Here is a 26,903-nt window from a genome sequence, read left to right as displayed (position 1 = left end):
TTTTTGTTACACATCAACGTTAATTAACGGAGTCAAATTGTTAATGGAAATATGGCTTGGTTAAGCAGTGGTTAGTTCCTGTTTACGGTGGATAGGGCTTAAGCTGTCTAATGCCATCTGTAGCAAACGGGCGAATTCCTTGTCATTTGGCGGCAATAACATCATTTCATGATCACCCGGAACATCATGGACGCGAACCCCTTTTAACGCGTATTTTTTCCAGCCCAGGAATTTACTATCGTCAACAAAGTATAGTCGGGTTTTTGCTTTGAAGAGATCAACAACTCCATCATAAGGCTTCATTGTATAATTCTGATAGGCAATTTCATGCTTATCGATGATCCGACTCAGTAGGTCAAGTTCTTTTTCTGGTTCAGGCTCATTTCGTAGGCCTATCGCTTTTAACAATGAATTGGCATGACGCTCAACGTATTGTTGTTGGTAGTGAATGGTCGCAATAGGCTGACTAAAGAGCGACTTCGTAAACCAAACCATTTTCGGGAACTGACGCAGTATTTTCCGGCTTAGCCAATTCATCAACGAATAATTTGCCTCCCATTCCTGTGCGTTCGTATCAAGCATGGCAAGCATCCGTACTTCTTTGCCCATTTCTTTCAGCTGGCGAGCCATCTCAAGGGCTACATAGCCACCAAACGAGTAGCCAGCAATAGCATAAGGTCCGTCTGGATTTTGCTCGAGTATCTCCGAATTATAAAACGAAGCAATTCCTTCCATACTATCCAGTGGCTCATCGATACCGTCCAGGCCCCGCGCCTGCAATCCATAGATCGGCTGTTCGGGGTCCATATTGGTCAGAAAACTGCTGAAATTCAGCACATTCAACCCAATTCCATGAATAATATAAATCGGGATTTTATTGCCTTGTGGCTTAATTGGCACTAATGACTTCCATTTCATGGCTGGCTTTTTTTCCTGAAGTAGTTGCGCAAGCTTGTGAATAGTCGGATAGGTCATGAGCGTCGATAAGGGTAAACGTCGGCCCATTTCCTTTTCAATACGCGTCATAACCTGCACGGCAATCATTGAATGGCCTCCCAACTCAAAAAAGTCATCATGAATCCCTATGGTATTAAGTCCCAGTGCGTCGGCCCAGATTTCTGTAATTAACTTTTCTGTTTCCGTTACTGGTTCGGCCCTCCCTTTATCTGCCGATCGTAACGCATTAATTGGTTTAGGTAGCGCATTCCGATCAATTTTACCGTTCGGCGTAACCGGCAATACGGGCAGATTGATAAAATCTGACGGAACCATATAGTCGGGTAAACCCTCCTGTAGCTTTGCCCGCCATTTTAAAACAACCTCCGTAAAGGTGACATCGCTCATGGGCGAGCCTGTAACAATGTAAGCCGCCAGACGCTGGTCGCCCGGTCGATCTTCACGGGCAATTACCAGAGCCTCTTTAATACCGTCAATTGCTAGTAATGCCTGTTCAACTTCGCCTGGTTCAACCCGGTAGCCACGGATTTTTATCTGTTGGTCACTGCGGCCAAGACAATGGATTTCTCCATCAGCCATAAATTTGCCAAGATCCCCCGTACGATACATCATCCCGGATTTTGATCCGGCAAATGGGTTTCTAACAAATTTCTCCTTTGTTAGCTCAGGCCGATTAAGATAACCACGTGCTACACCGTCGCCTGCAATGTAAATTTCCCCAACAATTCCTTCGGGTAATGGGCTTAGTTGTTCATCAAGTATGTAAACCTGCGTGTTCTGGATTGGCCGGCCAATTGTAATAATTTCATCGGTGGCCAGGATCTGTTTACCAGTCGAATAAATTGTCGTCTCGGTTGGGCCATACATGTTCCAGAGCGTATCGCAACGAGCAGTAAGTTTTTGAGCCAGGTCTTTCGACATGGGTTCACCGCAACACAGGATTTTAAGCGACAATGGCTCGTCCCAACCTGCTGCCAGCATCATTTTCCAGGTTACAGGTGTCGCCTGCATAATGGTTATTGGCAAAGCGGGCTGAGCGGTATCCGTTTGGATTGGGGATTTAAGTACGTCTAATAAGGCTCGACCATCTTTGGCAGTTTCTGCATCAGCCAGCACAAGGGTAGCTCCGGCAAGTAAAGGCAGGTATAGTTCCAGCCCTGCAATGTCGAATGACACAGTCGTAACGCCCAAGAGAACGTCTCTGTTCGTTATTCCCGGCCAGGCGACCATGCTATACAGCAGATTGACCAGATTACGATGCTCGATCAAAACGCCTTTAGGCCGGCCCGTCGAACCGGATGTATACAATATATAAGCCAGATCAGGGCCCAAAACAATTGTATCAGGCTCACTTTTAGAGTGCGCAATCGACTCTGCTACTAATGACTCAATAAGGATTTCCCGAGCCTGGTGCTCAAGCCGTCCTGCATATTTTTTAGACGTAATGAGTAATTGAGCCGAAGAATCACTCAACATAAACGCAATGCGATCCTGCGGATAGGTTGGGTCAATGGGTACGTAGGCAGCTCCGGCTTTAAGAATGGCCAGCAACGTAATCAGCAGGTCTGGCGAACGATCCAGTAACACGCCCACAACATCGCCTACTTTTATATCGTAACTCTGAATCGAACGAGCAACTTGATTGGCTGTTTCGTTCAATTGTCGATAACTCACTGAGCGCCCATTCGAAACAAGCGCAATTTTTGTGGGATATTGAGCTACCGTCTTTGCCAATAGTTCGTGTAAAGGCGTATTCCGTGGGTAATCGGCAACGGTATTGTTCCAGCGGGCCAACTTCCGAAGTAGCTCTCCCCGATCGGCTAACGGAATTTCATCAATAGGCACCAACGGATTAGCGACTACCGTTTCCAGAAGGCTAACATACTCGTCAATTATCCGGTCAATGGTATTTTCCTGGAATAACTGTGTATTATATGAACATTCTATGGTTAACGAGGTCGCTGATGAGCCGCTAATATTGACCGATAGATCAACCGTCTCAAATTGCCTGACGTTGTTGATAAGCTGGTGTTCAAGACCATAAAAGTCGACACCATTATCCAATCCAATATCGACATTAAAGATTACAGGCACCAACGGCACTCGTGATGGATCACGGGCAATCGGTAGTTTTTTTAGCAGACTGCCAAATGTTAATTGCTGATGCTCATAGGCGTCGAGAACGGCGTCTTTCCGCTGCTGTAAAAACTTCTGAAAGGGTTGGTCGGGCCGCACCGAACTCCGTAAGGGCAGAAGATTTACACAATGCCCAACCAGCCGAAGGTTACCGGTAGCCGATTGACCGGCAGCAGGTAAACCCAGCACAATTTCGGTCTGACCTGTCAGGCGATGCAACAATACTTCGAACGTAGCCATCAGGGTTGATACAAAGCTGCTTCCAGCCTTTATACCCATTTGTTTTACGGCCAATACCAATGCATCATCCAACGGATAGTCGCGACGAGTGCTTTTATAGGTCCGTAAGGCTGGCCTTGGAAAGTCGGTGGGTAACTCTAAGACGGGAACTGTCTCACGATATTGATCAACCCAGAATTTTTCGATCTGCTTATATTGCTCACTCTTACTGAACAAAACCTGCTCAACCGCATATTGACTATACGGAGTAGGCTCTGGTAAATTAGGCGCCAAATTATTGGCATAGGCCGAATAGAGTGCGCTCAGGTCCTGTAGCATGATGCCCATCGACCAACCATCACAAACAATATGATGAGCCGTTAAAACCAACTGATGCTCCGTATCCGATACTTTAATCAGGCCAGCCTTAACTAGCGGACCGTTTAACAGATCAAATACATGCAGGGCATCCTGTTCTACATAATTTGCTATAATCTGGCTCTTTTCAGATTCAGCTAGCGTCGAACAGTCAACATAATCGGGTTTGATTAGCGACACCTGAAAGACACAAATCTGCCTGCCATCAGCACTAAATGCAGAGCGTAAGGCTTCATGCCGATGCACTAGGGCCAGTAAAGCCCGCTCTAGTGCTGATCGGTTTAATGTTCCGTTGAGTTTAAGCGAAACTGACTCATTATATGCCCTACTGGCATCGTTACCACCTAATTGGCAAGATGTCCATACTTCCTCCTGTGATTCCGTTACAGGTGCTAATCGCAAAAGTTCAGGACCGACAAATGGATCAAAGTCAACTTCAACGAACGTTATATCGGTGTGAGTAGCACTTTTTACCATTCAAATCTCATTTAACTTGACTTGTAGATATTTGCCTGGACGCTCCGGATTCGGTATAAACCAGGCCGGATTTCCGAGCTGATCGCGACCTAGCCGGGCTCCTTGAACGGGTGGTAAATCGCCAGCAAGTGCCACCCCGGCCATCTGCACTCTAGTCGCTAATGTCGGGGTAGCGTCTAAAAAACCAGCGTCAATTAATTCATTTATGCTTCTGGAGAATCGATCAATTATGCTATCTATTTCTTCATTGGTATGCGCTTCGGACAGAAAGCAGGGGAAGCCATCCCAGATATGAATACCTTTTTCGCGCATTAGCGTGAATAGCAGTTCACCATAAGGGATCTCTTCCTTAAATTTTATCTTCCAGAGCGAGCCAAACTGTGCCACGACGAGTGGAATCTGCTGACGATCGATGATCACATTCAACGCATCGGCAAGTCGTTTGGTTTTCTGGGTAAGTTCCTGTTGTAATGATGGCCCTTTCTCTTTCATGTATTGCAGAGACGCTTTAGCCGCTGCCAATGCCATGGGATGCCGAACGAATGTACCGGCAAAATAAGTGACCCCAACTTCGGGAACCGAGCTATCGCCGTATTGCCAAAAACCGCCATCAAGCGCGTCCATAAAGGCGCGTTTACCCGCGATAACACCAATAGGTAAGCCAGCCCCGACTACTTTACCATAAGAAGCCAGATCCGCTTTAATACCAAACAAAGCCTGTGCTCCACCGGGGTGTGTTCTAAAACCGGTAATCACTTCATCGAAGATCAACGCGGTGCCCGATGCAGCCGTAATCGCCCGAACCTGCTTCAGGAAATCGATTGGTACAAACTCCGGACGACGGCTTTGCACAGGTTCGACCAAAACAGCCGCCAATTCGTGAGCTCGTTCCTGAATGATTTTCAGGCTCTCTTCGGTGCCATAGTCCAGAATGAGCATATTCTGAACCGACTCAGGCATGATACCGGGAGCAGCCGGAAATGATTTTAATTTTTTAGTGCCCCGAACCAATACCTCATCGGCAATGCCGTGATAGGAACCCGAAAAAGCAACAATCAAGGATCGGCCAGTTACCGTACGGGCAATTCGCATTGTACCCAAAACAGCCTCCGAACCCGTATTGCATAAAGCTGCCCGATCTGTGCCCGTCAGCTCACAGATCAACTGGCTTACTTCACCCGCGAGTTCGTGTTGCGGACCTACTTCATAGCCGTTTTCGATCTGGTCATGCAAAGCCTGCTTGATCAGATCGGGCTGATAGCCAAACATGTTCGAGCCAAATCCATTCAGGGCATCAATGTATTCATTCCCATCAATGTCCCACAAATGACTCCCCTTCGAACGGTTAACAACCAATGGATAGACAATTTCCTTCGTCAGTGGCCGAAAACCGGATACAACTCGTGGGTCAGCCATATGCGAGCGGTGTTGCTGGGCATAGGCCTTACTATTCTTTGTTTTCTGATTATAACGACGAGTCAGTCTTTCTAAAAAGAATTGTTGCTCATTCGTTAATTCCGAAGACTGACGTTCAATTCGAGCCGTTGCTCCGAACGGTTTTTTAAGCTCTATTTTCTCTTCGGGAGTCAGATCAGCAGTATCGATAGTAGCTACTTTTAACGACGCCGTTTCTGTTTTAGGCATAGAAAGTGCCTCCGCAGTTCTGTTCGTATTGGTTGTTACGACGGCCTGAACTACCGGAGCTGGTGAAATTACTACTTCAGGATTTGTTCCCTGCATAAGGGCAACCTGTTTGGCAAGCAGTTGTAACTGTTGGGCTATCAGGCCCAGCGCTGAGTCATTAGCAGCAACCGGCACTCCGCCATAACTTGCTACGGGTGCTACATACGTTTGTTCTGGCTGAACCGAACTGGCAATTGGGAGAGAGATCGGAGCTGGAGCATCAGAAATCGGTAACGTACGATCCAGATAATTCGCCAGTAGTTCCGGAGTGGCATATTCACTCGTTAGTTGCCGAAACGTTACAGGTACGTTAAACTCTTTCTTCAAAGTTAGCGCCACCTGTGTCAGCAGCAACGAGTCAAGGCCTATTTCCAGAAAACTCATGTCGGGCGTTACTCCTTCCATGTCGATGCCGGATGCATCTTCTAATAATGTGTTGATCTTATTGATCAATATGTGTTTTCTCATTGCAGGTTGTGCTATTGGTGTGGATGATGTAGCTATGTCAGGTGTTGTATTCGTTTGTATGCTTGATATAGATGAACGGACAGGATCAACCCAGCAACGCTTTCTGTCGAAAGCATACGTTGGTAAATTTAATCTTTTTCTGCTTTGATGAGCATAGAATTCAGCCCAATCTGGCTCTAAACCATTTAGATAGAGTTGGCCAAGTGTCGTCAGAACAGACTGGTAAGCAACTATCTCATCAGGATTATTAACGAGACCCGCCAATACGGTTATGGGCTTATTATTCGTCTGTTGTCGGGCGAGCGTTGCTGTAACATGACCGGGACCAACTTCCATCAAAAGGGGATTTTCCAGCTCTACGATTGTGGTAATTGCATCAGCAAAGCGTACTGTCGCCCGCAAATGATTTGCCCAATAAGACGTATCAGTGGCTTGCGCGTCACTTAGCCATGAGCCTGTTACTGTTGATACTAGTGGTTTTTGAGGTCGATTTAACGCAACTTTTCTTACTATTTCTTCAAACCGGTCAACCACAGGGTCCATCATTGTTGAATGGAATGCATGGCTGGTTTCGAGGGGCTGGTTAAGAATTTCCTGCTCGTCGAGCAAGCGGGCGAAATCGGCAATGTGTTCATCCGGGCCAGCTACTACGCACAATTTATGGCTGTTTATGGCTGCCACCGAAAGGCTTGATGGCAGCATAGCCTGTAACGTTTCGGCAGGCATACGTACCGAAAGCATGCTGCCTCTGGGCTGTTCGCTTACGAGTTGGCCACGTGTTGCAATCAGCATCAGGGCATCGGCAAGCGTAAATACTCCCGCCAGATGAGCAGCCACAAATTCGCCGATGCTGTGCCCGCAGAATATGGAAGGTTCAATGCCCCAGCTCATCCACAATTTTGCCAGTGCATATTCGGTAACAAACAGAGCGGGCTGTGTATAGCGTGTGTTTTTCAGACGTTGTTCAGCATCTACATCCAGAGCCTGTTGATAAATGACCTGGCGAATGTCGACTTCCATGTAGGCTTTCAAGAGGTCGGCACATTCATCAACTGCCTGCCGATACACAGTCTCATGGTCGTAAAGCATACGGCCCATGTTCAGAAACTGTGCTCCCTGGCCAGGAAACATAAAGACAACTTCGCCCGGAGCTTCTTTAACCGTTTTTATTGTCGATGGCGTAACGGTAGTAGCCGTAAGCTTTTCGAGTAGCTCATTACTCGTTGCAGCAACGGCAAAGCGACGGTGCTTAAAATCAGGCCGGGTTGTCTGTAGCGTAAATGCTGTATCAGCCAGACTCAACGGTGCTTTCTGCCGAAGTTTTTCGGCCAGCCGATCGGCATATGTCTCACGACTTACCAGCGACTTGGCAGACCACGTAATCAGCTGAACGGGTCGTCCGGCTGTTGTTTCTGGCTCTTCCTGTATAAATTCTTCTAAAACGACATGTACATTAGTCCCACCGACACCGAATGAGCTTACACCAGCCCGTCGCGGATTCGACTCCCGAACACCGGTTGGTGTCCATTCGGTGAGCTTTGTATTGACAAAAAAGGGTGTTTCTGCAAAATTAATGGCGGGGTTAACCGTCGAGTAATGGAGCGAAGCCGGAATTTGCCGGTGGTATAAAGCCAGGGTTGTTTTGATAAGCCCCGCAACACCAGCAGCTGCCGTCAAATGCCCCATATTACTCTTGACCGAGCCAATTGCGCAGTACTGTTTTTCGATTTGCTCGCCAAATCCTATCGTCAGGCCCTCAATTTCAATTGGATCCCCAAGTGGGGTGGCTGTTCCATGCGCTTCTACATAACTTATGGTCGTTGGCTCTATCTGGGCATCCTGAATAGCCATGGCAATAGCAGCAGCCTGTCCTTCAGCATTCGGGGCAGTAAAGCTGCCTTTTCCAGCTCCATCGTTATTAACACCAACCCCTTTTATGACACCATAGATCGTGTCGCCGTCGCGCCGGGCAGCATCCAGATTTTTTAATAAAACGACACCTGCACCATCACTGAAGACCGTTCCTTCGCCCTGTGCATCGAATGATCGGCAATGGCCATCTTTACTGAACATGGCTCCCTCCTGATAAAGGTGGCCACTATTGATTGGTGCTGTTATGGTTGCACCTCCTGCCAGAGCGACATCGCACTGCCCGCTACGAATGCTTTGAACAGCCTGCGTTATGGCCAGTAGGGAGGTAGAGCAGGCCGAATAAACACTTACCGCAGGCCCTTTCAGATTTAGCTGGTAAGCAGTACGGGAAGCTATATAATCTTTTTCATTCAGCGTCATTACCTGAAAACTACCAACCTGATCAACCAATTCAGTATTGGTCAGCACATTGTTCAGGTAATAGGTGTTATTGCCGCAGCCTGCAAATACGCCAACGCGGCCGTTATACTGCTGGGGTAGATACCCCGTTTGTTCCAGTGCTTCCCAGGCTATTTCCAGAAATACGCGCTGTTGCGGGTCCATCAGTTGCGCAACCGTGGGGGCTAATCCAAAAAACTGAGCGTCAAACTGATCGGCATTGTCAATGACCCCTCTCGCTTTGACATAAAGTGGATCATTTTTGAGCCTGGACGGTATGTTTACGTCTAATTCTTCATCCGTAAAGAAGCGGGTAGTTTCGCGCCCCTGCTTCAATAAGTCCCAGAACTCATCAATGGTTGTTGCACCCGGGAATCGGCCAGTCATACCGATTATGGCGACATCTGCCTGATGCGGAGACGGGATTCCTTTCCGGGGCTGAGGTTCCGTAACTTCGTTCCCGGCCTGTATTAGTGCCTGAGGTTGTAAATAACGAGCGATCCCGGCAATCGTCGGATATTGATATAGCTTCGTTACAGGTAAGCTCTGTTGCTCCTGTTTTAAAGCGGCAACTATTTTCTGGGCTAAAAGCGAATTGCCGCCTAATTCAAAGAAATTATCATCCAGGCCAACTTTGTCTAGCTGTAATAGCGTGGCCCATACATTCGCAATGGTTTGCTCAAGTGAGGTTTTAGGCTTCCGATAGGTTACCGCCAGTTCCGGGCGCTTCTGCTCGGGAGCCGGTAGCTTTTTCTTATCGACCTTTCCACTACTGGTTTTTGGGAAATCGTCCATCCAGACAAAAGCCGATGGCATCATATAGTCGGGCAAACGCTGTTCAAGTTCTTTCCGAATTCCAACGTTTTCCTTCGTCTCGCCAGAAGAAACGAGATAAGCGATTAATTGCTTCTGACCGCCTATCCCTTCTCGGGCAACGACAACGGCCTGCTTTACTCCTTGTAGTTGATTGATAATAACTTCCAGTTCACCCAGTTCAACCCGATGGCCCCGAATCTTTACCTGGTCATCACGGCGTCCCAGAAATTCAATTGTGCCATCAGGCTGATAACGTGCCAGATCACCGGTTCGATAAATTCGGGTTATGCCCCGCCCAGGAATTGCCAGTTCGATAAACTTCTCGTTCGTTAATGCTTCCTGATGTAGGTATCCTTCTGCCAGACAATCACCGGCAATTAGTAGCTCACCCGACTCACCCTCAGGTAACAGAGTCAGGTTATCATCGGCAATGAACAGACTAACGTTGTCGATGGCTTTGCCAATAGATGGCAACAAAGGCCACTCTGTGGGATTGCCTTCCAGTTTTAGCTGGCTTACGACATGACACTCGGTTGGGCCATACTGGTTAAACAGTACGCAGTTGGGCAGGGCAGTAAAGAACGAGGTTAGCTGAGGTGTAATCTTCAGCTGTTCGCCCGCCGTCATGATTTCACGCAGTGCGCTCGGGAAGCGCTGTGTACTAACCGCAGCCTCGGCCAGATATTGAAGAGCTACGAAGGGCAGAAAAAGCCGGTTCACGGATTGCTCGTCGATAAATGCCAACAGAGCCGTCAAATCCAGACGAAGCTCTTCATCAATCAGGATGAGTGTTCCACCTGTACTGAGCGTGGCAAAAATCTCCTGAAATGAAACGTCAAAGCTAAGGGGCGCCAACTGCAACGTTCTCGTACCAACTGCTGCCTCCGAATTAGCTGCCTGCCAATGCAACAGGTTCATTAGGGGGCCGTGCCCCATGCTGACGCCTTTGGGCTTACCGGTTGAGCCTGACGTATAGAGCACATAAGCGGTACTCTTTTGCCGATTTGCCGATTGAGGGACAAAACCAGAGGCTTTACCAGACGAAATTACATGCAGACCTATTTGCTCAAATACGGGAGCATCCTGAGCTGTGGCCAGGCAGGTTTTAATACCTGAATCAATACTGATTTGTTCCAAACGTTGGGCAGGATACGTTGGGTCAAGCGGAAGGTAGGCTTTCCCAGCCTTCAACACTGCTAGTACGCCAATTACCATGTCCAGGCTTCGGGCGCTGCTTACACCGATTAACGCTGCGTCAGGATCAACATTCAGAATAGTGTGGCATATGGTTTCTGCCTGTTCGTTTAACTGGCGGTAAGTCAGTGTATCTCCGCCCAAAATTAAAGCGATGGTATCAGGATGCTTACTGGCAGTTTGTTCGACCAGTTGATGAACAAGCCGCGAGAGGACAAGACCCTTGTTTTCCATATGAATACTACGAATGGATTAAGGAATTAGCGACTACCTAATTCCGGTAAAACCTACCTGTCGGTAGTGTTCCTATTTCTACCTTCACAGATTGGTATTAATTTGACTTATAAGCATTCTAGGGCATGTTGCGCTGAGACAGCACCGAACGCTCCGTTCCAACAGGCACTTTTCTAACATCTGCCCGGCCGGGAACATCAATGTAATTCCCTTCAACACGATTCAAAATGAGTAGAATAGGTTGATTGGTTACCCGTACATATAAACTTAACAATTGCTTTTCGGCGCGTGCCCAGGCACTGTTGGCATCAACTACCAATAACGAAAGAACGCTGTTTTTAAGTAGATAGACCGGAATCTGATTTGTCAGGAGAGGAGGTAATTCAAGTACAATCCGATCAAACTGAGACGCATCAAATCCATGATTGTAGTCAATCAGGTAATCTACGCCTGTAACGTTCATAAAATCTGGGCGAACCGTATACGGAAAGAGAGTAATCCCACCAATCAATTCTTTTTGTTCTTTTCCGGTTACGCGTGGATAACAGTATGCCACCTTCTGATCAGCTTCGGCATATAGTTGATTCAATCCATTTGCCACCCAGGTTTTACCCTGTTTCGACCCGATGCTAAAAAGGGTAACAAGTGGTGGGAACGGTTTAGAGGTAGCCTGCGAAATTTCAATATTAACCGCATTGAATAGCTGCTCGAACATATTCCGGCTAGCCAGCGTCGCTTTCGAAAAAACGTTTGGTTTAGAAACGGTTGGAAACAAGGCCGAAACCGGCATGCCAACCTGTTGTTCAGCCTGCTCAGGCGAGTGAATCCGGTTATCGAGCCAGAAGCGTAGGGCCATCAGCAGCAAGGCGATAAAGATGCCGGCCCCAGCGCCAATAGCAATGAGCTGCATTCGTTTCGATACCTGAGGAGTCAATGGGTAATCGGGCGCGTCCATGATCTCCAGCGTACCTCCAATGGCAATATCCTGACGACGGGTCTCGGATTGTTCTACCTGTTGCAATAAGTCGAGGTATTCTTTTTCGGCAACGCTCAGGCCGCGTTCCAGCTGCCGGAGTTGAGACCCTAATGGTGTGTATTCATTCGTTTTAACCTGATACTCATTGATCCGTTTTTTATACAATTCCAGACGGGCAACCGATTCGTCATATTCCAACGATTTGGCTAATCGATCAGTAGCCATTGCCTGTGCCGGAACGCCATCGGATGTATTGGTGGCAGCGTCGTATTTTTGAGCACTGATTTTCAAATCCTCCGATGCTTTTGCAATGCCTTCCTGTAGCTTGGTAATGACATGTTTGGGTTGACCATAGGCTCGCGCATTAGCCAGCTTATTTTCAGCATCAGTCAGTTTTTTCTGCTTTTCGTTCAGATCAGCCTGAGCAGCATTTAATGTTCCCTGTTGAGTTGTTCGGCGATTGAGTGCATCGAGAGACGCTTTCGCGGCATCTTTCCGCATCAATTCCTCATTATAAGCCTTAATAAGTTCTTCGCGGGAAGTTGCTACGTTGCGGGCTTCTTCATCATAATTTAACACCTTATTATTGGTATTGAAAGCCCGTAAATTTGCTTCAGCCTGATCAAGTGCCTGCTTCGCTTTCTTCAGTTTATCTTCGTAATAATTAACTACCGAGTTCGTTTCAGACGTTTTCAGATTAGAATACCGGTAATTCAACGCCTTGATGGCGTAAACGAGGGTTTTTTGCGCTACCGCCGGATCGCTGGATTCAAACTCCATTGTCAGCACATCATTTGTATTTTTACGGGCCGACGCTTTCAGCTTTTCGCCTAACAGCTGAATTGAATAATGAGACCCCGGCTGGATCAGTAACGCTTTTATGGGGTTATCATAAGGGCTTTTGGCCAGACTGTCGATGAGCTTGTGTAAGTCAGTGGAATCACTGTTGACAAATAGAGCGTTCTGCCAGGTAGGTGGAATCGATTGCCGTAGTTGCTGAAAACCAGCCGCCGACAAGACTAAACTATCAGGTTGTTGAAGCCGTAAATGATCGGTCAGCAAATCTATTCCGATCTGGAGCAAGGTTTCCTTCGAGCTCAGTGTCGTTAGAATATTATCAATCGCACTAGCTGACCGATCAACGACACCGCCCTGTTTATCAGACAGTAAGGAATAGCGAGAAACCAGGCCCGTATATAAAGTTGCCTGGGATTTATAAACTTTAGGCTCATTCCGTGTAACATAAAAAGCTGTTCCAGCCGTTACACAGGGAATAAGAATGAACCAGAGTATATGCTGTTTAAGAAGCCGCAGAAATACTTCGACTGTCATAGTATTCTATCAGTTACGCTTCAACCGTTGAATGGGCAGGCCCATCATCGTTTCGAAGATGTGAACATTTTTCAGAAACTCTCCTTTAACCTGCTCAGTTGTTGCTTTCGTTTCAATATAGCGACTGGTGGCACTGGCCAAATACTCAGCGGTTATTTTCCCTTTCTGCACCTCAAGTTCAGCAACTCGAAAAGCGGCCAGTGAAGCCTGCTCTTCAATAAGTCGAAATTTTAATATTTGTTGCGACGTAATCATATCCTGATACAGGACGATCAGCTCCCGCTTTATTTGCTGTTCAATTGTTTCTTTTTGTATAACAGCAGCCCGGTAATTCGAATAAGCCTGCCGAATCTGGTGTTTACGCCCAAACAGATCATAAAGCGATACGCGCAAATCGACACCCACCCGATATCCATTAGCAATTTGACCTATTGGATCACGGTTGGTCACTGTTCCTCCCGATGAAAGAATCGACTGGTTTCCACCTGAGTAATTGGCCGAACCACCAAGATTCTGGAGAATCTGCGATTTAGTACCCTGGTAGGACGCATCCAGCGAATTGGCAACCTCATTTTGATATTTAATCAGCGGTGAATTGGTGATCGCTATTTTTACCAGCTCTTCGAATGGAATTAGTTGAACGGCTATATCCTGATCGATGTCGAGATATACTGTATCATTAGCCAAACCAGATGACTGGCCAAACATCATTAACCTTCTACCAGTAGCTTTTTGACCATAGCAAATTGACGATACAAATAGGCTAAATAATAAAATCAGGCTTGTCTGATAATATCTAATTATTGACAGTCTGGAAAAATAAACCTTCATTCTAAAATAAGTTTGCATCTAGCAATTGTCTGAACCCCTCAGCCTCCGAAAACGAAAAGCAACTGTTTACTAACTAGCCGATCATCTATCGTTAAGGTTCAGATTTGCTACGTTATCTGTCCATCTAGTAGACTCTCTTAAACTTTTGACGAGTTTTTGCGCGCTGTGTCACATACTTAGCTTATACTATTTTAGTATTATACCGTGAAGTTGTCATTGTGTTAATTTTCCAGGGATGAGCTAACTAAATAAAAAAAGCATGAGGATGAGGGCCATAGAAAAATACAGTTTTATTATCTATGGCTCTCATCCTCAGAAAATAAATAACCCTTATATAGCTACTAATACTGCCTACTTTGTACGTTTAATAAATATAGAGCTTAGGTATTCACGGTGTTAACTACCTTATAGTAAATAATCAGGGGACTCTTGCAGGATCTGTAGGCTTTTCCGGCGAACTGGTATGGGGGGTGTGCATAAAGCTTTTAAAGGCTTTCCGGATATTAAAAATAGCACGGGCAAAACGTAACATCAATACTGGAACAAGCATTATTTCCCGCATAGTAACCCGTTTCCATAAATAGCCGGGAACAGCAATAATCAGGCTTGCAATCAGAAGCAGTAACGATAAGAGTGGCATACGCCATAAAATAGGGTTAGAACCCAACAAACCCAGAAGTGTACATAGCCCAAGCACACCCAGCAGGATTACACGGGGCAACACAAGTGCCTGAATAACCTTGAATGCACTTGACATTCGACCATTTACAAATTCAGTTACACCCCGTCTGAAATAAAACTTCAAAAATTGCCACTGGGCAGCAATCCAGCGGGTACGTTGATTTTCGAATACCGCCTGCTGGGCTACCTTTTCATCATAAACAAAGGCATCTTCCAGATAACCGATCTTATTGCCACTCAATACGATGTTCATTTCCAGCTCTTTATCATAGCCTCCCATCGTATGCAGGTTAGCCATACCGGTTTTCATCAAAACCGGATCAAAAGCCATTCCCGAGCCAATAATTGACGAAGCCAGTCCCAGCGCACGGCTTCCCTTCCGAAATATATGGTTATTAATCTCTTCGCTAATCGCATCCAGAACGGCCACGCTTGTATCTGTATTTTTAGCGACCCGATGGCCCTGTACTGCTTTCCAGCCCTGCCCAAAAGCGGCATTTATACGACTTAAAAAATCGGGTGCCATGTGGTTGTCAGCATCCGACACGACTAAAATATCATACTGATGATCTGGAATTTGCGCAAGTGCCGCGTTAATAGCCTTAGCTACTGTGGAAACCTCAAAGGAAACCACAATTACCCGGATAGGTAAAGTTGATAGCAGTTCTAACGTATGCGGCTGGAAGGAATCGGCGATAACAATCAATTCAAAACGGTCGGCAGGATAGTCCTGTTTCAAATTGGCCCGTACAGAATCAACAATAACAGCATCTTCCTTATAAGCCGGGATTAATACACCTATCTTTTTACGGTCCTGTTGCTGACCAGTTTGGTACTTATCATCGGCCCGGCCAAGGCGACCAGCAATCGCAAATACCGCCAGATAGACCACGCTAAGTGCCAGATAACCTAAAAAAAAGAGGTATATAAAGTAGACTATAGCCATGATTAATAAATTTCATCAATTACAAGCTTTTTTAAGACCATTAAAGCTTTCAGCGTAATTATAATCAATAGACAATCAAATTTTACCCATCAATAGTCCCCAACGAACAATATTAGTAACAAGAATAATGCTTTTTAAGCAATTAATTAAATCTAAATCATCTATAGTTGTACCAGATTATCAAATTGATACAACTATAGTCAGGCACTAATTTACGCCAGCCCAAAGGCTGATAGCTTTACAAACTCACTGACACGTTCCTGAATTTCGGACTGAGTCAGGTTCATGATTCGCTCGGCACCAAACTTCTCAACACAGAACGATGCCATAGCAGAGCCATAAATAATAGCCCGTTTCATATTATCAAAGGAGATGTCGTCCGTTTTGGCCAGATAACCAATAAAACCACCTGCAAATGTATCGCCAGCACCCGTTGGGTCAAACACTTCTTCGAGCGGGAGCGCGGGAGCAAAAAATATTCGGTCTTCCTTGAAAAGTAAGGCACCATGTTCCCCCTTCTTAATTATAACCGTCTTTGGCCCTAGCGTATGAATTTTAGCCGCTGCTTTCACCAACGAATATTCATGGGTTAGTTGCCGGGCCTCCTCATCATTGACGACCAGTACGTCAACAAGCTTCAACAGACTCATCAGGTCAGGATTGGCGATCTCAATCCAGAGGTTCATGGTATCGAGTACGATCAGTTTAGGCCGCTTTCCTAACCGCTCAATGACCATCTGCTGAATGGACGGTGCTGTGTTACCCAACATCAGGTATTGGCAATCCTGATACGATTCAGGAATGATAGGGTCAAAATTTTCCATTACGTTCAACTGCACCTCCACGGTATCGCGGCTGTTCATGTCGTTATGGTATTTGCCCGACCAGAAGAAGGTCTTCCCCCCTACTCTGACTTCTAATCCCTCCGTATTGACGCCATGTTGATTGAGATCGTCAATCATGGACTGCGGGAAATCGTCGCCAACAACAGCGACCAGGTTATTTTCTTTCGTAAAATACGACGCTGACAGCGTAATGTAGGTGGCGGCACCGCCGATAATTTTGTCGGTCTTGCCGAACGGGGTTTCCAGCGCATCAAATGCCACGGAACCAACTGTAAGTAAGCTCATTTTCTTCTGGTTTACGGTTCACGGTTTATAGTATATGCAGGCTGACATACTGATATCCAGCCAGCAAACTATTATAAACTGAAAACCTATTTTCTTCGTCCAATTACCGGACACCGTTTAAATGGTTGGGATTCGTCAAAGAGTTTTCGATAGGTAATATGCGTTTTGACGATTTTGGAACCCAACTGGCTTACAAATCGCACCATAATTGGATTAAAATCGCCAACCCAGTTCATTTCTAACTCCGTATACTGAAAGTTCGGGTTATGATCGGCTTCATAAGGCATCCGTAATGCAATAGCTGCTTCAACGCCTTTACCCTGATGTTCTGGAGCCACCCCAAATACGACGCCAAAGGCTTTACGGTTGGTTTTTAAAAGCATATGCCATAAAAACTTCAGTTTACCAACCAGATCAAGCTTTCCATTTACATGCTTGAATATCTGATTCAACTCAGGCAGACAGACGAAAAAGGCAACGGGCTCATCCCGATAATAGGCAAAATAGATGATTTTATCGTCAATAACGGGCTTCAGTTTCTGCATGAGCAGTTGGGCCTGCTCAGCCGACATTTCCTTTACACCACTATGTCCACCCCACGCAGCATTATAAATATGCCGGAATTGCTCAGCAGCAGCCGGCAAATGTTTTTTGTCGATGGTCCGGAATGTATAATCAGGGTTGTCGTAAACACGCTGGGCACGATCTTTTACGGCCTGCGACATATCGACCAGTTTCGCCCAGGTTGTAGGAATACCGAACGTGAACTGCTTAAAATAGTCTTTGAAGCCATAATTTTCGAAGAACGAAATATAATAGGGCTTGGTGTAGGGCATGCAATAGTTTGGCTCCCGCTCGAAGCCATCGACCAGCAAACCCCACCAGCGGTCGCGATCACCAAAATTGATGGGGCCATCCATAGCCTCCATTCCCCGGCTCTGAAGCCACATTTGCCCAGCCTTAAATAGTGCCAGTGCGGCTTGCTGATCCTCGATGCATTCGAAAAAACCTAAGCCCCCCGTCGGCTGGTCGTTGTCGAGATTGGCTAGTTCATAGTCAATGAAAGCTGCCACTCGCCCAATGGTTTCGTTTACATCATTCAGCAACAAAAAACGCACGCACTCGCCATGCTCAAACCGCTTGTTGCGGTCTGCGTCGAACACTTCTTCCACGTCTGTATCCAATGGCCGAATCCAGCATGGATCGTTGCGATAAAGCCGCACGGGAAATTCAATAAATTCTTTCTGATATTTGGCATTCGCGCCAACCTCAACTACCTGCATTACTGAGCCTAAGCGGAGAAATTCTCGAAACAAAGCGCGAATATAGACAAAAGCGTTCGGGCTGCCTTAGGTAGGCTAACGTTTTCCGATGAACAATCCGTAACTTCGCCGTCAGGAACAGGAATATTTCTGCCATGCTGATAAAGGAAAAACGTAACATAACTACCTACTGTTGTAGCTAACCGGCTTACCCTCCTAGCCATGCCAACCCGGCAAACCAAGTCCTTTGTCAGTATACTTAGAAATAGTAAATCAACCGATGCAACCATTACAACTTTACAATACACTTTCTCGTAAAAAAGAACTGTTTGAACCGCTCAATGCTCCGTATGTTGGCATGTATGTGTGTGGTCCGACGGTTTATAATTACGTTCATCTTGGTAACGTCCGTACGTTTCTGACCTTCGATACGCTATATCGTTACCTGACATTCATTGGTTATAAAGTCCGTTATGTCCGCAATCTGACCGATGTAGGCCACCTGGTTGGCGATGGCGACGATGGTGAGGACAAAATCGGTCGTATGGCTAAGTTGGAAAAAGTTGAGCCAATGGAAATTGTTCAGCGATTCACCAACGATTTCCATACGGTGATGGGACAGTTTAACACCATTCCTCCCAGTATCGAACCAACCGCTACGGGCCATATGGTTGAGCAGATTGAAGCCGTGCAAACCTTGCTGGACAAAGGGCTAGCCTATGAATCAAACGGTTCGGTTTATTTCGATATCGAAACGTATAATCAGCGGGGAGGTAATTATGGTAAACTCTCCGGCCGAATTTTAGATGACCTATTGAATGAAACCCGTGAGTTGGATGGTCAATCCGAAAAACGGAGCCCGCTTGATTTTGCCATCTGGAAACGGGCTGCCCCCGAGCACCTGATGCGCTGGAATTCGCCCTGGGGTGCAGGTTTTCCCGGATGGCATCTGGAATGTACTTGCATGAGCACGAAGTATCTGGGCAAGCAGTTTGATATTCACGGGGGGGGTATGGACCTGAAATTCCCGCACCATGAATGCGAAATTGCACAGGGCGATGGCCTAACTGGTCTTGAGCCTGTACGCTACTGGATGCACTCAAATATGCTGACCGTTAATGGTCAGAAAATGTCGAAGTCGCTGGGCAACTCTTTCCTGCCTGCCGAATTATTTGCTGGCAGTCATTACCTGCTTGAACAGGCGTATAGTCCCATGACGGTACGTTTCTTCATGCTTCAGTCGCATTATCGCAGCACGCTCGATTTTTCGAACGAAGCGCTGAAAGCGGCACAGAAAGGCTACCGTCGATTGGCCAATGGCTTACGGGTTGTTAAAACCTTAACCTACCAACCCGACGAAACCATTGTACCGAGCGAAGACAAGCAGCAGGATATTCGGCAGGCTGCACAGCAGTTTTTTGACGCAATGAATGACGACCTCAATACGGCCGTTGGTATTGCGCAATTGTTCACCCTGCTGAAGTACATCAACATGATTTATCTGAACCAACTTCAATCGGCAACCTTAGGCGAAGAGGTTTTTAATCTGCTTAAAGAGTCGTTTGTATCGTTCATGCAGGATGTACTGGGCCTACTCGAAGAAGGAACTGATAATCAGCCTGTGCTGGAGGGCCTGTTGACGCTTTATCGTGAGTATAAAGAACAAAAGCAGTACGATAAAGTAGATCAGATTCGTTCGTATTTTAAAGCGCAGGGCCTGGCAATCAAAGACATGAAGCACCAGATCGACTGGGCCTACGAAGAATAACGACCAGGCCAGGCTCCAGGCTGGCCCAGGCATTAGATGTGATCCATAATATGGGCCGATCCGAAAATTGGCCCTGCTCTAGCTGAATGATTAAGCCTATTACACTTTCTGCCCTAGCCTTCCTGCTGGCTTTTAGTTCCTGCAGAACCAAACAGAGTCAGTCTGAAACGACTCAGACCAATGACCAACCGGTCATGGTTTCTGCTCCGGCCTTTAACGCTGATTCGGCCTATGTTTATATTGACCAGCAGGTGAAGTTCGGGCCGCGTGTACCGAACACACCCGCCCATGTTCAGGCGGGTAATTATCTGGCGTCTAAGCTGAAGCAATTTGGTTGTGAAGTCACAGAACAAAATTTTGTGGCAACCACCTGGGACGGTAAAAAACTCAATGCGCGGAACATCATTGGTAGCATTAATCCCAAAGCCACCAAACGCATTGTGCTGGCTTCGCACTGGGATTCTCGCCCGCATGCCGATCAGGACCCCGATGCAGCCGACAAAAATAAACCTGTTACAGCCGCTAATGATGGGGCCAGTGGTGTAGGTATCTTGCTGGAACTGGCCCGTACGATTCAGCAGAACCAGCAAAAACCAACTGTCGGCATCGATCTGGTTTTCTTCGATGCCGAAGATTGGGGCAATGGCGAAAAAGCAGCGAACGACTTCGAGAAAGAAAGCGGCAATCAGTATGATTACATAGGTTTCTGTCTGGGCTCACGCTATTGGGCCAAAAACCTGCACAAGCCTGGCTATTCGGCCTATTACGGCATTTTGTTAGATATGGTTGGCGCCAAAGGAGCCACCTTTGCAAAAGAGGGCTTTTCCATGCAATTTGCTCCAACTGTAGTCAACAACGTCTGGCAAACGGCTAGTCGGGCAGGTTACAGCCAGTATTTTGTAGATACGCAGGGCGGTCAAATCACCGACGACCACATTGCGCCAAATACGATCGCCAAGATTCCTATGATTGATATTATTCATACAAATATTGGCACGGGTGGATTCTTTCCAGCCTGGCACACCGCCGAAGATAACATGAGTAACATTGACCGTGGCACCCTTAAAGCGGTCGGTCAAACCCTGTTGCAAGTGCTCTATAATGAGCAATAATGAATGAACACAAAGGCACACAAAACGCTGAAGCTATTTTCCCCAGCGTTTTGTGTGCCTTTGTGTTGAAAGAGAAAAAACATGAAAGTTCTGTATATACTATTCACGATCATTCTACTATCCGGCTGTAGTACCGTTCCTGATCAGTTTGGCAAGTTGGATCTAAAAAAATGGCGTAGTGACAGGGGTGGCTGCAATGGCGTTCGAGCGACGCTCGTTCCAGCTTTTAAGGCAGAGATTCAGAACCTGAAAGGAAAAACAGCCAACACAATTGGTGATTTGCTGGGCCGACCTGATATCAATCAGATTGAGGATCGTAACCAAAAATTTTACATCTATTTTCTGGAGAAAGGGCCCCATTGCGATACTCCCGGCGGCAAATCAACCAGTCGCTCTGTGGCCATCCGCATGAGCGCGATTGGGCTCGCAACTGAAATTACCTTTCAAAATGGTTTGCCGTGAATAAGTTGACTTTCCAGCTAGATTATACGTAAAACTTTTTCCGAAGTATCATTTCCTCCACTACATCCGGCACCATGTATCGAATCGAGCGATTGGAGCGGATACTGTCACGAATGAACGTTGCTGATATGTCCAATAATGGCGATTCGACAAGCCGAACATTCGGATTGGCTTTAAACGGGCTTTCCTGCGCACGAGGCCGTGGATAAACATACAGACCGTAGTACTCAAGAATTTTGTTATAGTTTTTCCAATTCGCGAACTGCTCCAGGTTATCCTCACCCATAATCAGCGTAAACGTATGCTGCTGATATTTTTCACTGAGCCGAGTAAGCGTATCAATCGTATAGCTAGGCTTGGGCATTGAAAACTCGATATCGGTCGCTTTCAAACGGCTATTGTCGGCAATGGCTCGCTCAACCATATCGAACCGATCAAACTCATGCAAGAGGCTCTTTGTCTTCTTGAAGGGATTCTGGGGAGAAACAACAAACCACACTTGCTCCAGATCTGTTGTGGTGGCCATTGTGTTGGCAATAATCAAATGGCCAATATGAATAGGGTTAAACGAGCCGAAAAATAAGCCAATTTTCATAGGAGCAATGAGCGTGAAATAGGTGTAAGCAGCTACGCTCGCACCTACTTCCCACTCCCAATACGATTATATAACGGTTCCTTTAGCGGGTGCTTTGCTTTCCAGGACGAAATCATCGACGAGTTTCTGCGCCTTTTCCAGCGATGTATCTAACTCATCATTAACCAGAATTACATCGAAGCGATTCTTAAAGCTCATTTCAAAATGGACTTTGAATAATCGTTTTGACAGGCTTTCTTCTGTTTCCGAGCCACGACCAATCAGGCGTTGGCGTAGTGTTTCCTCGTTGGGTACCTGTACAAAAACGGCCAGCGCTTTATCACCGTAATACTCTTTTAGCTTTAAGCCGCCCTGAACGTCAACATCGAACAACACATGCTTACCGTTGGCCCAAAGGCGTTCGATTTCTGATTTTAACGTCCCATAAAAAGCGCCCGTATAAACTTCCTCCCACTCCACAAATTCATCATTATCAATCTTTTGCTTAAATTCTTCTGGCGTAAGGAAATAATAATCTTTACCGTTTACTTCGCTCCGCCCCCGGCGATCACGCGTACAGGCCGAAATGGAAAAGCCGAGATTATCGTTCTCGGCCAGCAAATGCTTGACAATCGTTGTTTTCCCGGAACCAGAAGGGGCTGAAAAAATGATAAGTTTACCGTCCAAAGTGGGTGATGATTAATTGGGTAAATAAATTGGGGTAATTAAGGCAGCTTATAAAAGCATTTCCTTAATTACCCCAACTTGTATACTAATTATTAACTGAAACTCAGGATTTTAGATTTGATCGTCGCCACCAATTGGTCGGGGCAGCATCTCTTTTCTATTCGCTTGGTCAATAATTCTTTTACTTCTTTTTCGAGATGGTACATCTCGATACAAGGTTTACAGGATTCAAGATTGACCTTTAATCTGGCGAGCTGCTGCTCGGTTGCCTCCCCGTCCAGAATTAATTGAATCATCTTCAGGCAGTCTGTCCTGTGACTGCAATGTTCTTTCATCTCAGGCTTTGCGTTGGATGAAGATGACGATGGTAACGACGTTTGCATTGGAAAAGTCTTATTTATTCCAAGAATAATAATACGTTAAGTTACTAGCAGAACCAAAATATGCGTAGAAAAAGTTCGGTTTATTCTTCATTTTCTTCATTATAACCCATTGATGATGCGTAATCACGCAATTTTTCTTTCAATAGGTTCCGGGCACGGTGTAAGCGAGATCGAACTGTACCGATAGGAATGTCCAGAATCTTGGCCATCTCTTCGTATGTGAATCCTTCAATATCGCAAAGAATAATTACAGTCCGGAAATCTACCGGCAACGAATTCAGGGCAGTTGCCACTTCGTCACCGATCAGATCAGAAACGGATTCGGCCCTCAGGTCGACGGTATGCTCAGCTTCGGCATCTTCAGAATTATAGGTCGTTTCAACGTCCTGATAATCTACCTTAGCTGGCTCCTTACTCTTTTTTCTATAATCGTTGATGAAGCTGTTCTTCAGAATCCGAAACAGCCATGCCTTTGCGTTAGTTCCTTGCTCAAAGGACGAAATGAATCGAAATGCCTTTAAATAAGTATCCTGAACGAGATCATTGGCATCGTCTTCGTCGGTTGTTAAGCGAAAAGCAAAGTTGTACATGGAGTCAATGTGGGGCATGAACTCCTTGTTGAAAATCCGATACTTCTGCTCGTCGGTATAACCACGGGCAGGTGTGTCGGCCGAGGGCTGGTCAATAGGATCGCCGTCGGGTAGCAATTGGTCGTCGTCGCGAGTTGGCGTATCTGACATAACTTCTTGTATGGTCGCCATAAAAGTAAGAGTTAATTGCCTTTTACCGTCGGCAATACTCAACGAATTCGATAATTATACACAAGCAATTCGTTGAGCCGTATTAAGACTTGACTGCAAAAATCACTCCTTTGTTCAAAAAACGGCTCAAAATCAATTAAATATGACGATTTGGCAGGGAACGTTTACGAATGATTTCCTGTTAAATCGAATCAGCCACTAGCGATTATCTGGCTAGCGGCTGATTCTCTTACAGATCTACGAATTCTTAGGCTACTGCAGATTTAAAATACCGCTTAAGCCAGGAATCGGCAGCTCTGACATGCCATTCTGCCAAAAACTCCGCTTTTGTTTTAACCAGTGTATTAAATACAGTTGTATTGGGGTTCAGGAGGCCATCCGTAACGGCCGATTTAATCGCAGGCAAAGGATATACCGCCACTGAACCATCGGCATTCTGCACTGCCGCCGAACGATCAAAAAAATCGACAGAGCCGCTATTATCACTTAATTGACGACCAATGTCCTGTAAGGTTCGAACCGATGCATCAATTGAGCACCCACTCGGCAAATTGTAGCCTTCGTCTACGCCAACAACGACAAACCGGTTTTCAATAACCAATGCCGATGCCAGCAATGGCTGACCATGAGCAGCCCATTGGCTCAGAGCTGGTTTCAACGTCTCTCCAATCACACGTACCTCTCCGTCCGAAAGGGGGCGGTTTGCCTGATAAACCCATACGCGGGCATGATCGGGCAGCTTGTCAAAGTCAACGTACATTTTAAATGATATAGAATGAATTAAGAACCATGACTGATTAACAAGGTTAGGATCACTTCCATTCACCATTCGACCACTCTTTTACAATCCCTGACCCTGTGCTATGAGTTCCGAAATGTCATAAACCCGAACGGAATCTTCACGATTTTTATTTTTTACCCCATCAGACATCATAGTCATGCAGAATGGGCAAGCTACGGCAATGGTGTCAGCGCCGGTACCGAGTGCCTCCTCAACGCGCTCTACGTTCACGTCTTTTTTGCCGGGTTCCGGTTCTTTGAAATACTGTCCACCACCCGCTCCACAGCATAAACCATTAGCTCGTACTCGTTTCATCTCGACCAGATCGGCATCCAGAGCTGCCAAAACGTCGCGGGGAGCTTCATAGACTTTATTGGCCCGGCCCAGATAGCATGAGTCATGAAATGTTATTCGCCGTCCTTTAAACGACTGTCCATCCTTAACCCGAACCCGGCCTTCGTTGATAAGTCCCTGTAAAAACTGCGAATGGTGAATTACTTCATAATTTCCCCCCAATTCGGGATACTCATTCTTAAGCGTGTTGAAGCAGTGCGGGCAGGCTGTCACAATTTTTTTGACATTATAGCCATTCAGTACCTGAATATTCGACATGGCCTGCATCTGGAACAAAAACTCATTCCCGGCACGACGGGCCGGATCACCTGTGCAGGCTTCCTCTGGCCCCAGTACGGCGAACTTAATGCCAACATGGTTTAGAATACGAACGAAGGCAATCGTTACTCGTTTATAGCGATCATCGAATGAGCCAGCACAGCCGACCCAAAACAGAATTTCCGGTTCTTCACCCGACGCGGCCATATCGGCCATTGTCGGAACGGTGTATGTTTTTACTTCCTGTGTCATGATGTAGGTTTAAGGTTCATAGCCTGTTAATCAGCTATAAACTTATTTAGCGTCATTAACCTGATCGGCCCAATTAAAACGATCGCTTGGCGAGAATTTCCAGGGGGCCATATTATTCTCAATATTACTGAACATCGCGTTCCAGGAAGCGGGTGCCTGTGATTCTTCCATAACCCGATAGCGACGTAATTGCAGAATAATATCCAGCGGATTAATATTGATCGGACAGGCATTTATACACGCCTGACAAGTGGTGCAGGCATTGAGCTCTTCGGCTGTAATGTAGTCGTTCAGGAGTGATTTATCGTCTTTGTAATCATTACCATGCGTTTGCCAACCGTGCTGAATCTCCTCCAGGCGATCGCGTGTGTCCATCATGATCTTACGGGGTGAGAGTTTTTTACCTGTAATATTAGCCGGGCAAGCGGCCGTACAGCGACCACACTCCGTACAGCTATAGGCGTTCATGAGATTAATCCATTTCAGGTCCTGTACGTCCTTGGCACCAAATCGGCCTACCTCAACGGGTTGTTCACCGTTGTCGTTGACCTGGGTGCCATCAGATGTAGTTACGGGCAATCCCAGGGCAAGCTGGACCTCTTTAGTAATTTCGGGCATGTTCTGCATTTCACCTTTTGGCTGGAGATCTGAAAAATAGACGTTCGGAAAGCCAAGTGCAATATGCAGGTGTTTCGAGTAGGTAACGTAGATCGCAAAGGCCAGAATACCCAGGATATGCAGCCACCAGGCTGTGCGTTCATAAACGACCAGAACCGTATCACTGAAACCCGAAAAAAGGGGCTTCAGATACTGGCTGACTAAAAAATCAGGAACAATACGCTGTAGTTCACCATAATGGCCTACACCCCGATCACGCAACACGCTGTCAGATGCGTTCCAGGTCAGGAAGGCAATCATCAATAAAATTTCGGCCGTCAGAATGAGGGTTGCATCAGAAATTGGCCACCCGCGCAATTCCCGGTGTCGTTCAGCCTGTAGACGGCTAACCCGTGCAATAAACCGACGACACAGAAACACAACACAGACCGCCAGGACTCCAAAGGCGAGAACCTCAAATACGTCGATCAGAATCGGATAGATTGGTTTAATGTAGGGAGCAAACAGCCGATGCGTCCCCAGAATACCATCTAAAATAATTTCCAGAATCTCAATATTGATGATGATAAATCCAGTATAGATAACAAAATGCATGCTACCAACCAGCAGATTTGTAAACATCTTTTTTTGGCCAAATGCCACCAATACCATTGTTTTTAATCGTTCGTCGGGGTGATCAAAACGATTCTCTGGTCGACCCAGTTTAATAGCCCTTGAAATGAGTCGAATTCGTTTGGTTATGTACCACGCCGTCGCAGCCAGAGCAGCGACAAATAAAATCTGTTGAAAAATTTCCATTCGTTTAAGGGCTTGTTTCGCCTGATAATCAGCAAAGTGATTCGGGAAACGGTACTTTACTAAAA

16 protein-coding genes are annotated in these 26,903 nt (G+C 46.3%); 3 read left to right on the top strand and 13 right to left on the bottom strand.

Features of this window, described 5'->3' with window-relative positions; genetic code table 11:
* Positions 1 to 60: 60 nt before the first annotated feature.
* The 7 genes from G8759_RS02035 to G8759_RS02005 form a co-directional block, all read right to left on the bottom strand.
* Complete coding sequence (locus G8759_RS02035) at positions 61 to 4,167, bottom strand: non-ribosomal peptide synthetase (protein WP_167204740.1); 4,107 nt, start codon at positions 4,165 to 4,167, stop codon at positions 61 to 63.
* Positions 4,168 to 10,872, bottom strand: coding sequence for a polyketide synthase (locus G8759_RS02030; protein ID WP_167204738.1), 6,705 nt, complete (start codon positions 10,870 to 10,872; stop codon positions 4,168 to 4,170).
* A gap of 118 nt (positions 10,873 to 10,990) precedes the next feature.
* The gene (locus tag G8759_RS02025) at positions 10,991 to 13,180 is read right to left on the bottom strand and encodes a GumC family protein (protein ID WP_167204736.1); all 2,190 of its coding nucleotides are present in this window, start codon (positions 13,178 to 13,180) and stop codon (positions 10,991 to 10,993) included.
* Between the two features lie 9 nt (positions 13,181 to 13,189).
* Positions 13,190 to 13,867 carry a TolC family protein gene (locus G8759_RS02020; protein WP_232074102.1) on the bottom strand — a complete coding sequence of 226 codons (678 nt, stop codon included), beginning with the start codon at positions 13,865 to 13,867 and terminating at the stop codon, positions 13,190 to 13,192.
* Positions 13,868 to 14,429: 562 nt separating this feature from the next.
* Positions 14,430 to 15,638 (bottom strand): glycosyltransferase, encoded by a 1,209-nt coding sequence (locus G8759_RS02015; RefSeq protein ID WP_197933078.1) that lies wholly within the window; start codon positions 15,636 to 15,638, stop codon positions 14,430 to 14,432.
* Positions 15,639 to 15,850: 212 nt separating this feature from the next.
* Positions 15,851 to 16,768, bottom strand: coding sequence for a PfkB family carbohydrate kinase (locus G8759_RS02010; protein ID WP_167204732.1), 918 nt, complete (start codon positions 16,766 to 16,768; stop codon positions 15,851 to 15,853).
* Between the two features lie 86 nt (positions 16,769 to 16,854).
* Positions 16,855 to 18,051 carry a hypothetical protein gene (locus tag G8759_RS02005; RefSeq protein WP_167204730.1) on the bottom strand — a complete coding sequence of 399 codons (1,197 nt, stop codon included), beginning with the start codon at positions 18,049 to 18,051 and terminating at the stop codon, positions 16,855 to 16,857.
* A gap of 259 nt (positions 18,052 to 18,310) precedes the next feature.
* On the opposite strand from G8759_RS02005, the gene cysS reads away from it, so the two are divergent.
* The 3 genes from cysS to G8759_RS01990 all read left to right on the top strand — a co-directional run bounded on the left by cysS (position 18,311) and on the right by G8759_RS01990 (position 21,372).
* Positions 18,311 to 19,798 carry a cysteine--tRNA ligase gene (gene cysS, locus G8759_RS02000; RefSeq protein WP_167204728.1) on the top strand — a complete coding sequence of 496 codons (1,488 nt, stop codon included), beginning with the start codon at positions 18,311 to 18,313 and terminating at the stop codon, positions 19,796 to 19,798.
* Positions 19,799 to 19,884: 86 nt separating this feature from the next.
* Positions 19,885 to 20,910, top strand: a complete 1,026-nt coding sequence (locus tag G8759_RS01995; protein WP_167204726.1) for a M28 family peptidase — start codon at positions 19,885 to 19,887, stop codon at positions 20,908 to 20,910.
* A gap of 81 nt (positions 20,911 to 20,991) precedes the next feature.
* Positions 20,992 to 21,372 (top strand): hypothetical protein, encoded by a 381-nt coding sequence (locus G8759_RS01990; protein ID WP_167204724.1) that lies wholly within the window; start codon positions 20,992 to 20,994, stop codon positions 21,370 to 21,372.
* A gap of 22 nt (positions 21,373 to 21,394) precedes the next feature.
* On the opposite strand, the gene nadD is transcribed toward G8759_RS01990, so the two are convergent.
* From nadD to G8759_RS01955, 6 genes are all read right to left on the bottom strand, one after another.
* Entirely contained in the window at positions 21,395 to 21,967 is a 573-nt protein-coding gene (gene nadD, locus G8759_RS01985; RefSeq protein ID WP_167204722.1) for a nicotinate (nicotinamide) nucleotide adenylyltransferase, read from the bottom strand.
* A 66-nt stretch (positions 21,968 to 22,033) separates the two neighbouring features.
* Complete coding sequence (gene gmk, locus G8759_RS01980; RefSeq protein WP_167204720.1) at positions 22,034 to 22,633, bottom strand: guanylate kinase; 600 nt, start codon at positions 22,631 to 22,633, stop codon at positions 22,034 to 22,036.
* Between the two features lie 463 nt (positions 22,634 to 23,096).
* Complete coding sequence (locus G8759_RS01970) at positions 23,097 to 23,777, bottom strand: sigma-70 family RNA polymerase sigma factor (RefSeq protein WP_232074101.1); 681 nt, start codon at positions 23,775 to 23,777, stop codon at positions 23,097 to 23,099.
* Positions 23,778 to 24,024: 247 nt separating this feature from the next.
* Positions 24,025 to 24,537 (bottom strand): hypothetical protein, encoded by a 513-nt coding sequence (locus G8759_RS01965; protein WP_167204718.1) that lies wholly within the window; start codon positions 24,535 to 24,537, stop codon positions 24,025 to 24,027.
* 81 nt (positions 24,538 to 24,618) lie between these two features.
* Positions 24,619 to 25,422, bottom strand: a complete 804-nt coding sequence (locus G8759_RS01960; protein WP_232074100.1) for a (Fe-S)-binding protein — start codon at positions 25,420 to 25,422, stop codon at positions 24,619 to 24,621.
* A gap of 42 nt (positions 25,423 to 25,464) precedes the next feature.
* Complete coding sequence (locus G8759_RS01955; protein ID WP_167204716.1) at positions 25,465 to 26,838, bottom strand: 4Fe-4S dicluster domain-containing protein; 1,374 nt, start codon at positions 26,836 to 26,838, stop codon at positions 25,465 to 25,467.
* Positions 26,839 to 26,903: the final 65 nt, after the last annotated feature.

The sequence above is a fragment of the Spirosoma aureum genome, from assembly GCF_011604685.1.
In the GTDB taxonomy this organism is placed as follows: Bacteria; Bacteroidota; Bacteroidia; order Cytophagales; family Spirosomataceae; genus Spirosoma; species Spirosoma aureum.
This window is presented reverse-complemented; position numbering and strand designations above follow the sequence as displayed.

What these genes read in the sequence shown, in the direction of transcription:
- G8759_RS02035 (WP_167204740.1), bottom strand. Translation starts at nt 4,167, where the DNA reads ATGGTAAAAAGTGCTACTCACACCGATATAACGTTCGTTGAAGTTGAC.
- G8759_RS02030 (WP_167204738.1), bottom strand. Translation starts at nt 10,872, where the DNA reads ATGGAAAACAAGGGTCTTGTCCTCTCGCGGCTTGTTCATCAACTGGTC.
- G8759_RS02025 (WP_167204736.1), bottom strand. Translation starts at nt 13,180, where the DNA reads ATGACAGTCGAAGTATTTCTGCGGCTTCTTAAACAGCATATACTCTGG.
- G8759_RS02015 (WP_197933078.1), bottom strand. Translation starts at nt 15,638, where the DNA reads ATGGCTATAGTCTACTTTATATACCTCTTTTTTTTAGGTTATCTGGCA.
- G8759_RS02010 (WP_167204732.1), bottom strand. Translation starts at nt 16,768, where the DNA reads ATGAGCTTACTTACAGTTGGTTCCGTGGCATTTGATGCGCTGGAAACC.
- G8759_RS02005 (WP_167204730.1), bottom strand. Translation starts at nt 18,051, where the DNA reads ATGCAGGTAGTTGAGGTTGGCGCGAATGCCAAATATCAGAAAGAATTT.
- cysS (WP_167204728.1), top strand. Translation starts at nt 18,311, where the DNA reads ATGCAACCATTACAACTTTACAATACACTTTCTCGTAAAAAAGAACTG.
- G8759_RS01995 (WP_167204726.1), top strand. Translation starts at nt 19,885, where the DNA reads ATGATTAAGCCTATTACACTTTCTGCCCTAGCCTTCCTGCTGGCTTTT.
- G8759_RS01990 (WP_167204724.1), top strand. Translation starts at nt 20,992, where the DNA reads ATGAAAGTTCTGTATATACTATTCACGATCATTCTACTATCCGGCTGT.
- nadD (WP_167204722.1), bottom strand. Translation starts at nt 21,967, where the DNA reads ATGAAAATTGGCTTATTTTTCGGCTCGTTTAACCCTATTCATATTGGC.
- G8759_RS01970 (WP_232074101.1), bottom strand. Translation starts at nt 23,777, where the DNA reads ATGGCGACCATACAAGAAGTTATGTCAGATACGCCAACTCGCGACGAC.
- G8759_RS01965 (WP_167204718.1), bottom strand. Translation starts at nt 24,537, where the DNA reads ATGTACGTTGACTTTGACAAGCTGCCCGATCATGCCCGCGTATGGGTT.
- G8759_RS01960 (WP_232074100.1), bottom strand. Translation starts at nt 25,422, where the DNA reads ATGACACAGGAAGTAAAAACATACACCGTTCCGACAATGGCCGATATG.
- G8759_RS01955 (WP_167204716.1), bottom strand. Translation starts at nt 26,838, where the DNA reads ATGGAAATTTTTCAACAGATTTTATTTGTCGCTGCTCTGGCTGCGACG.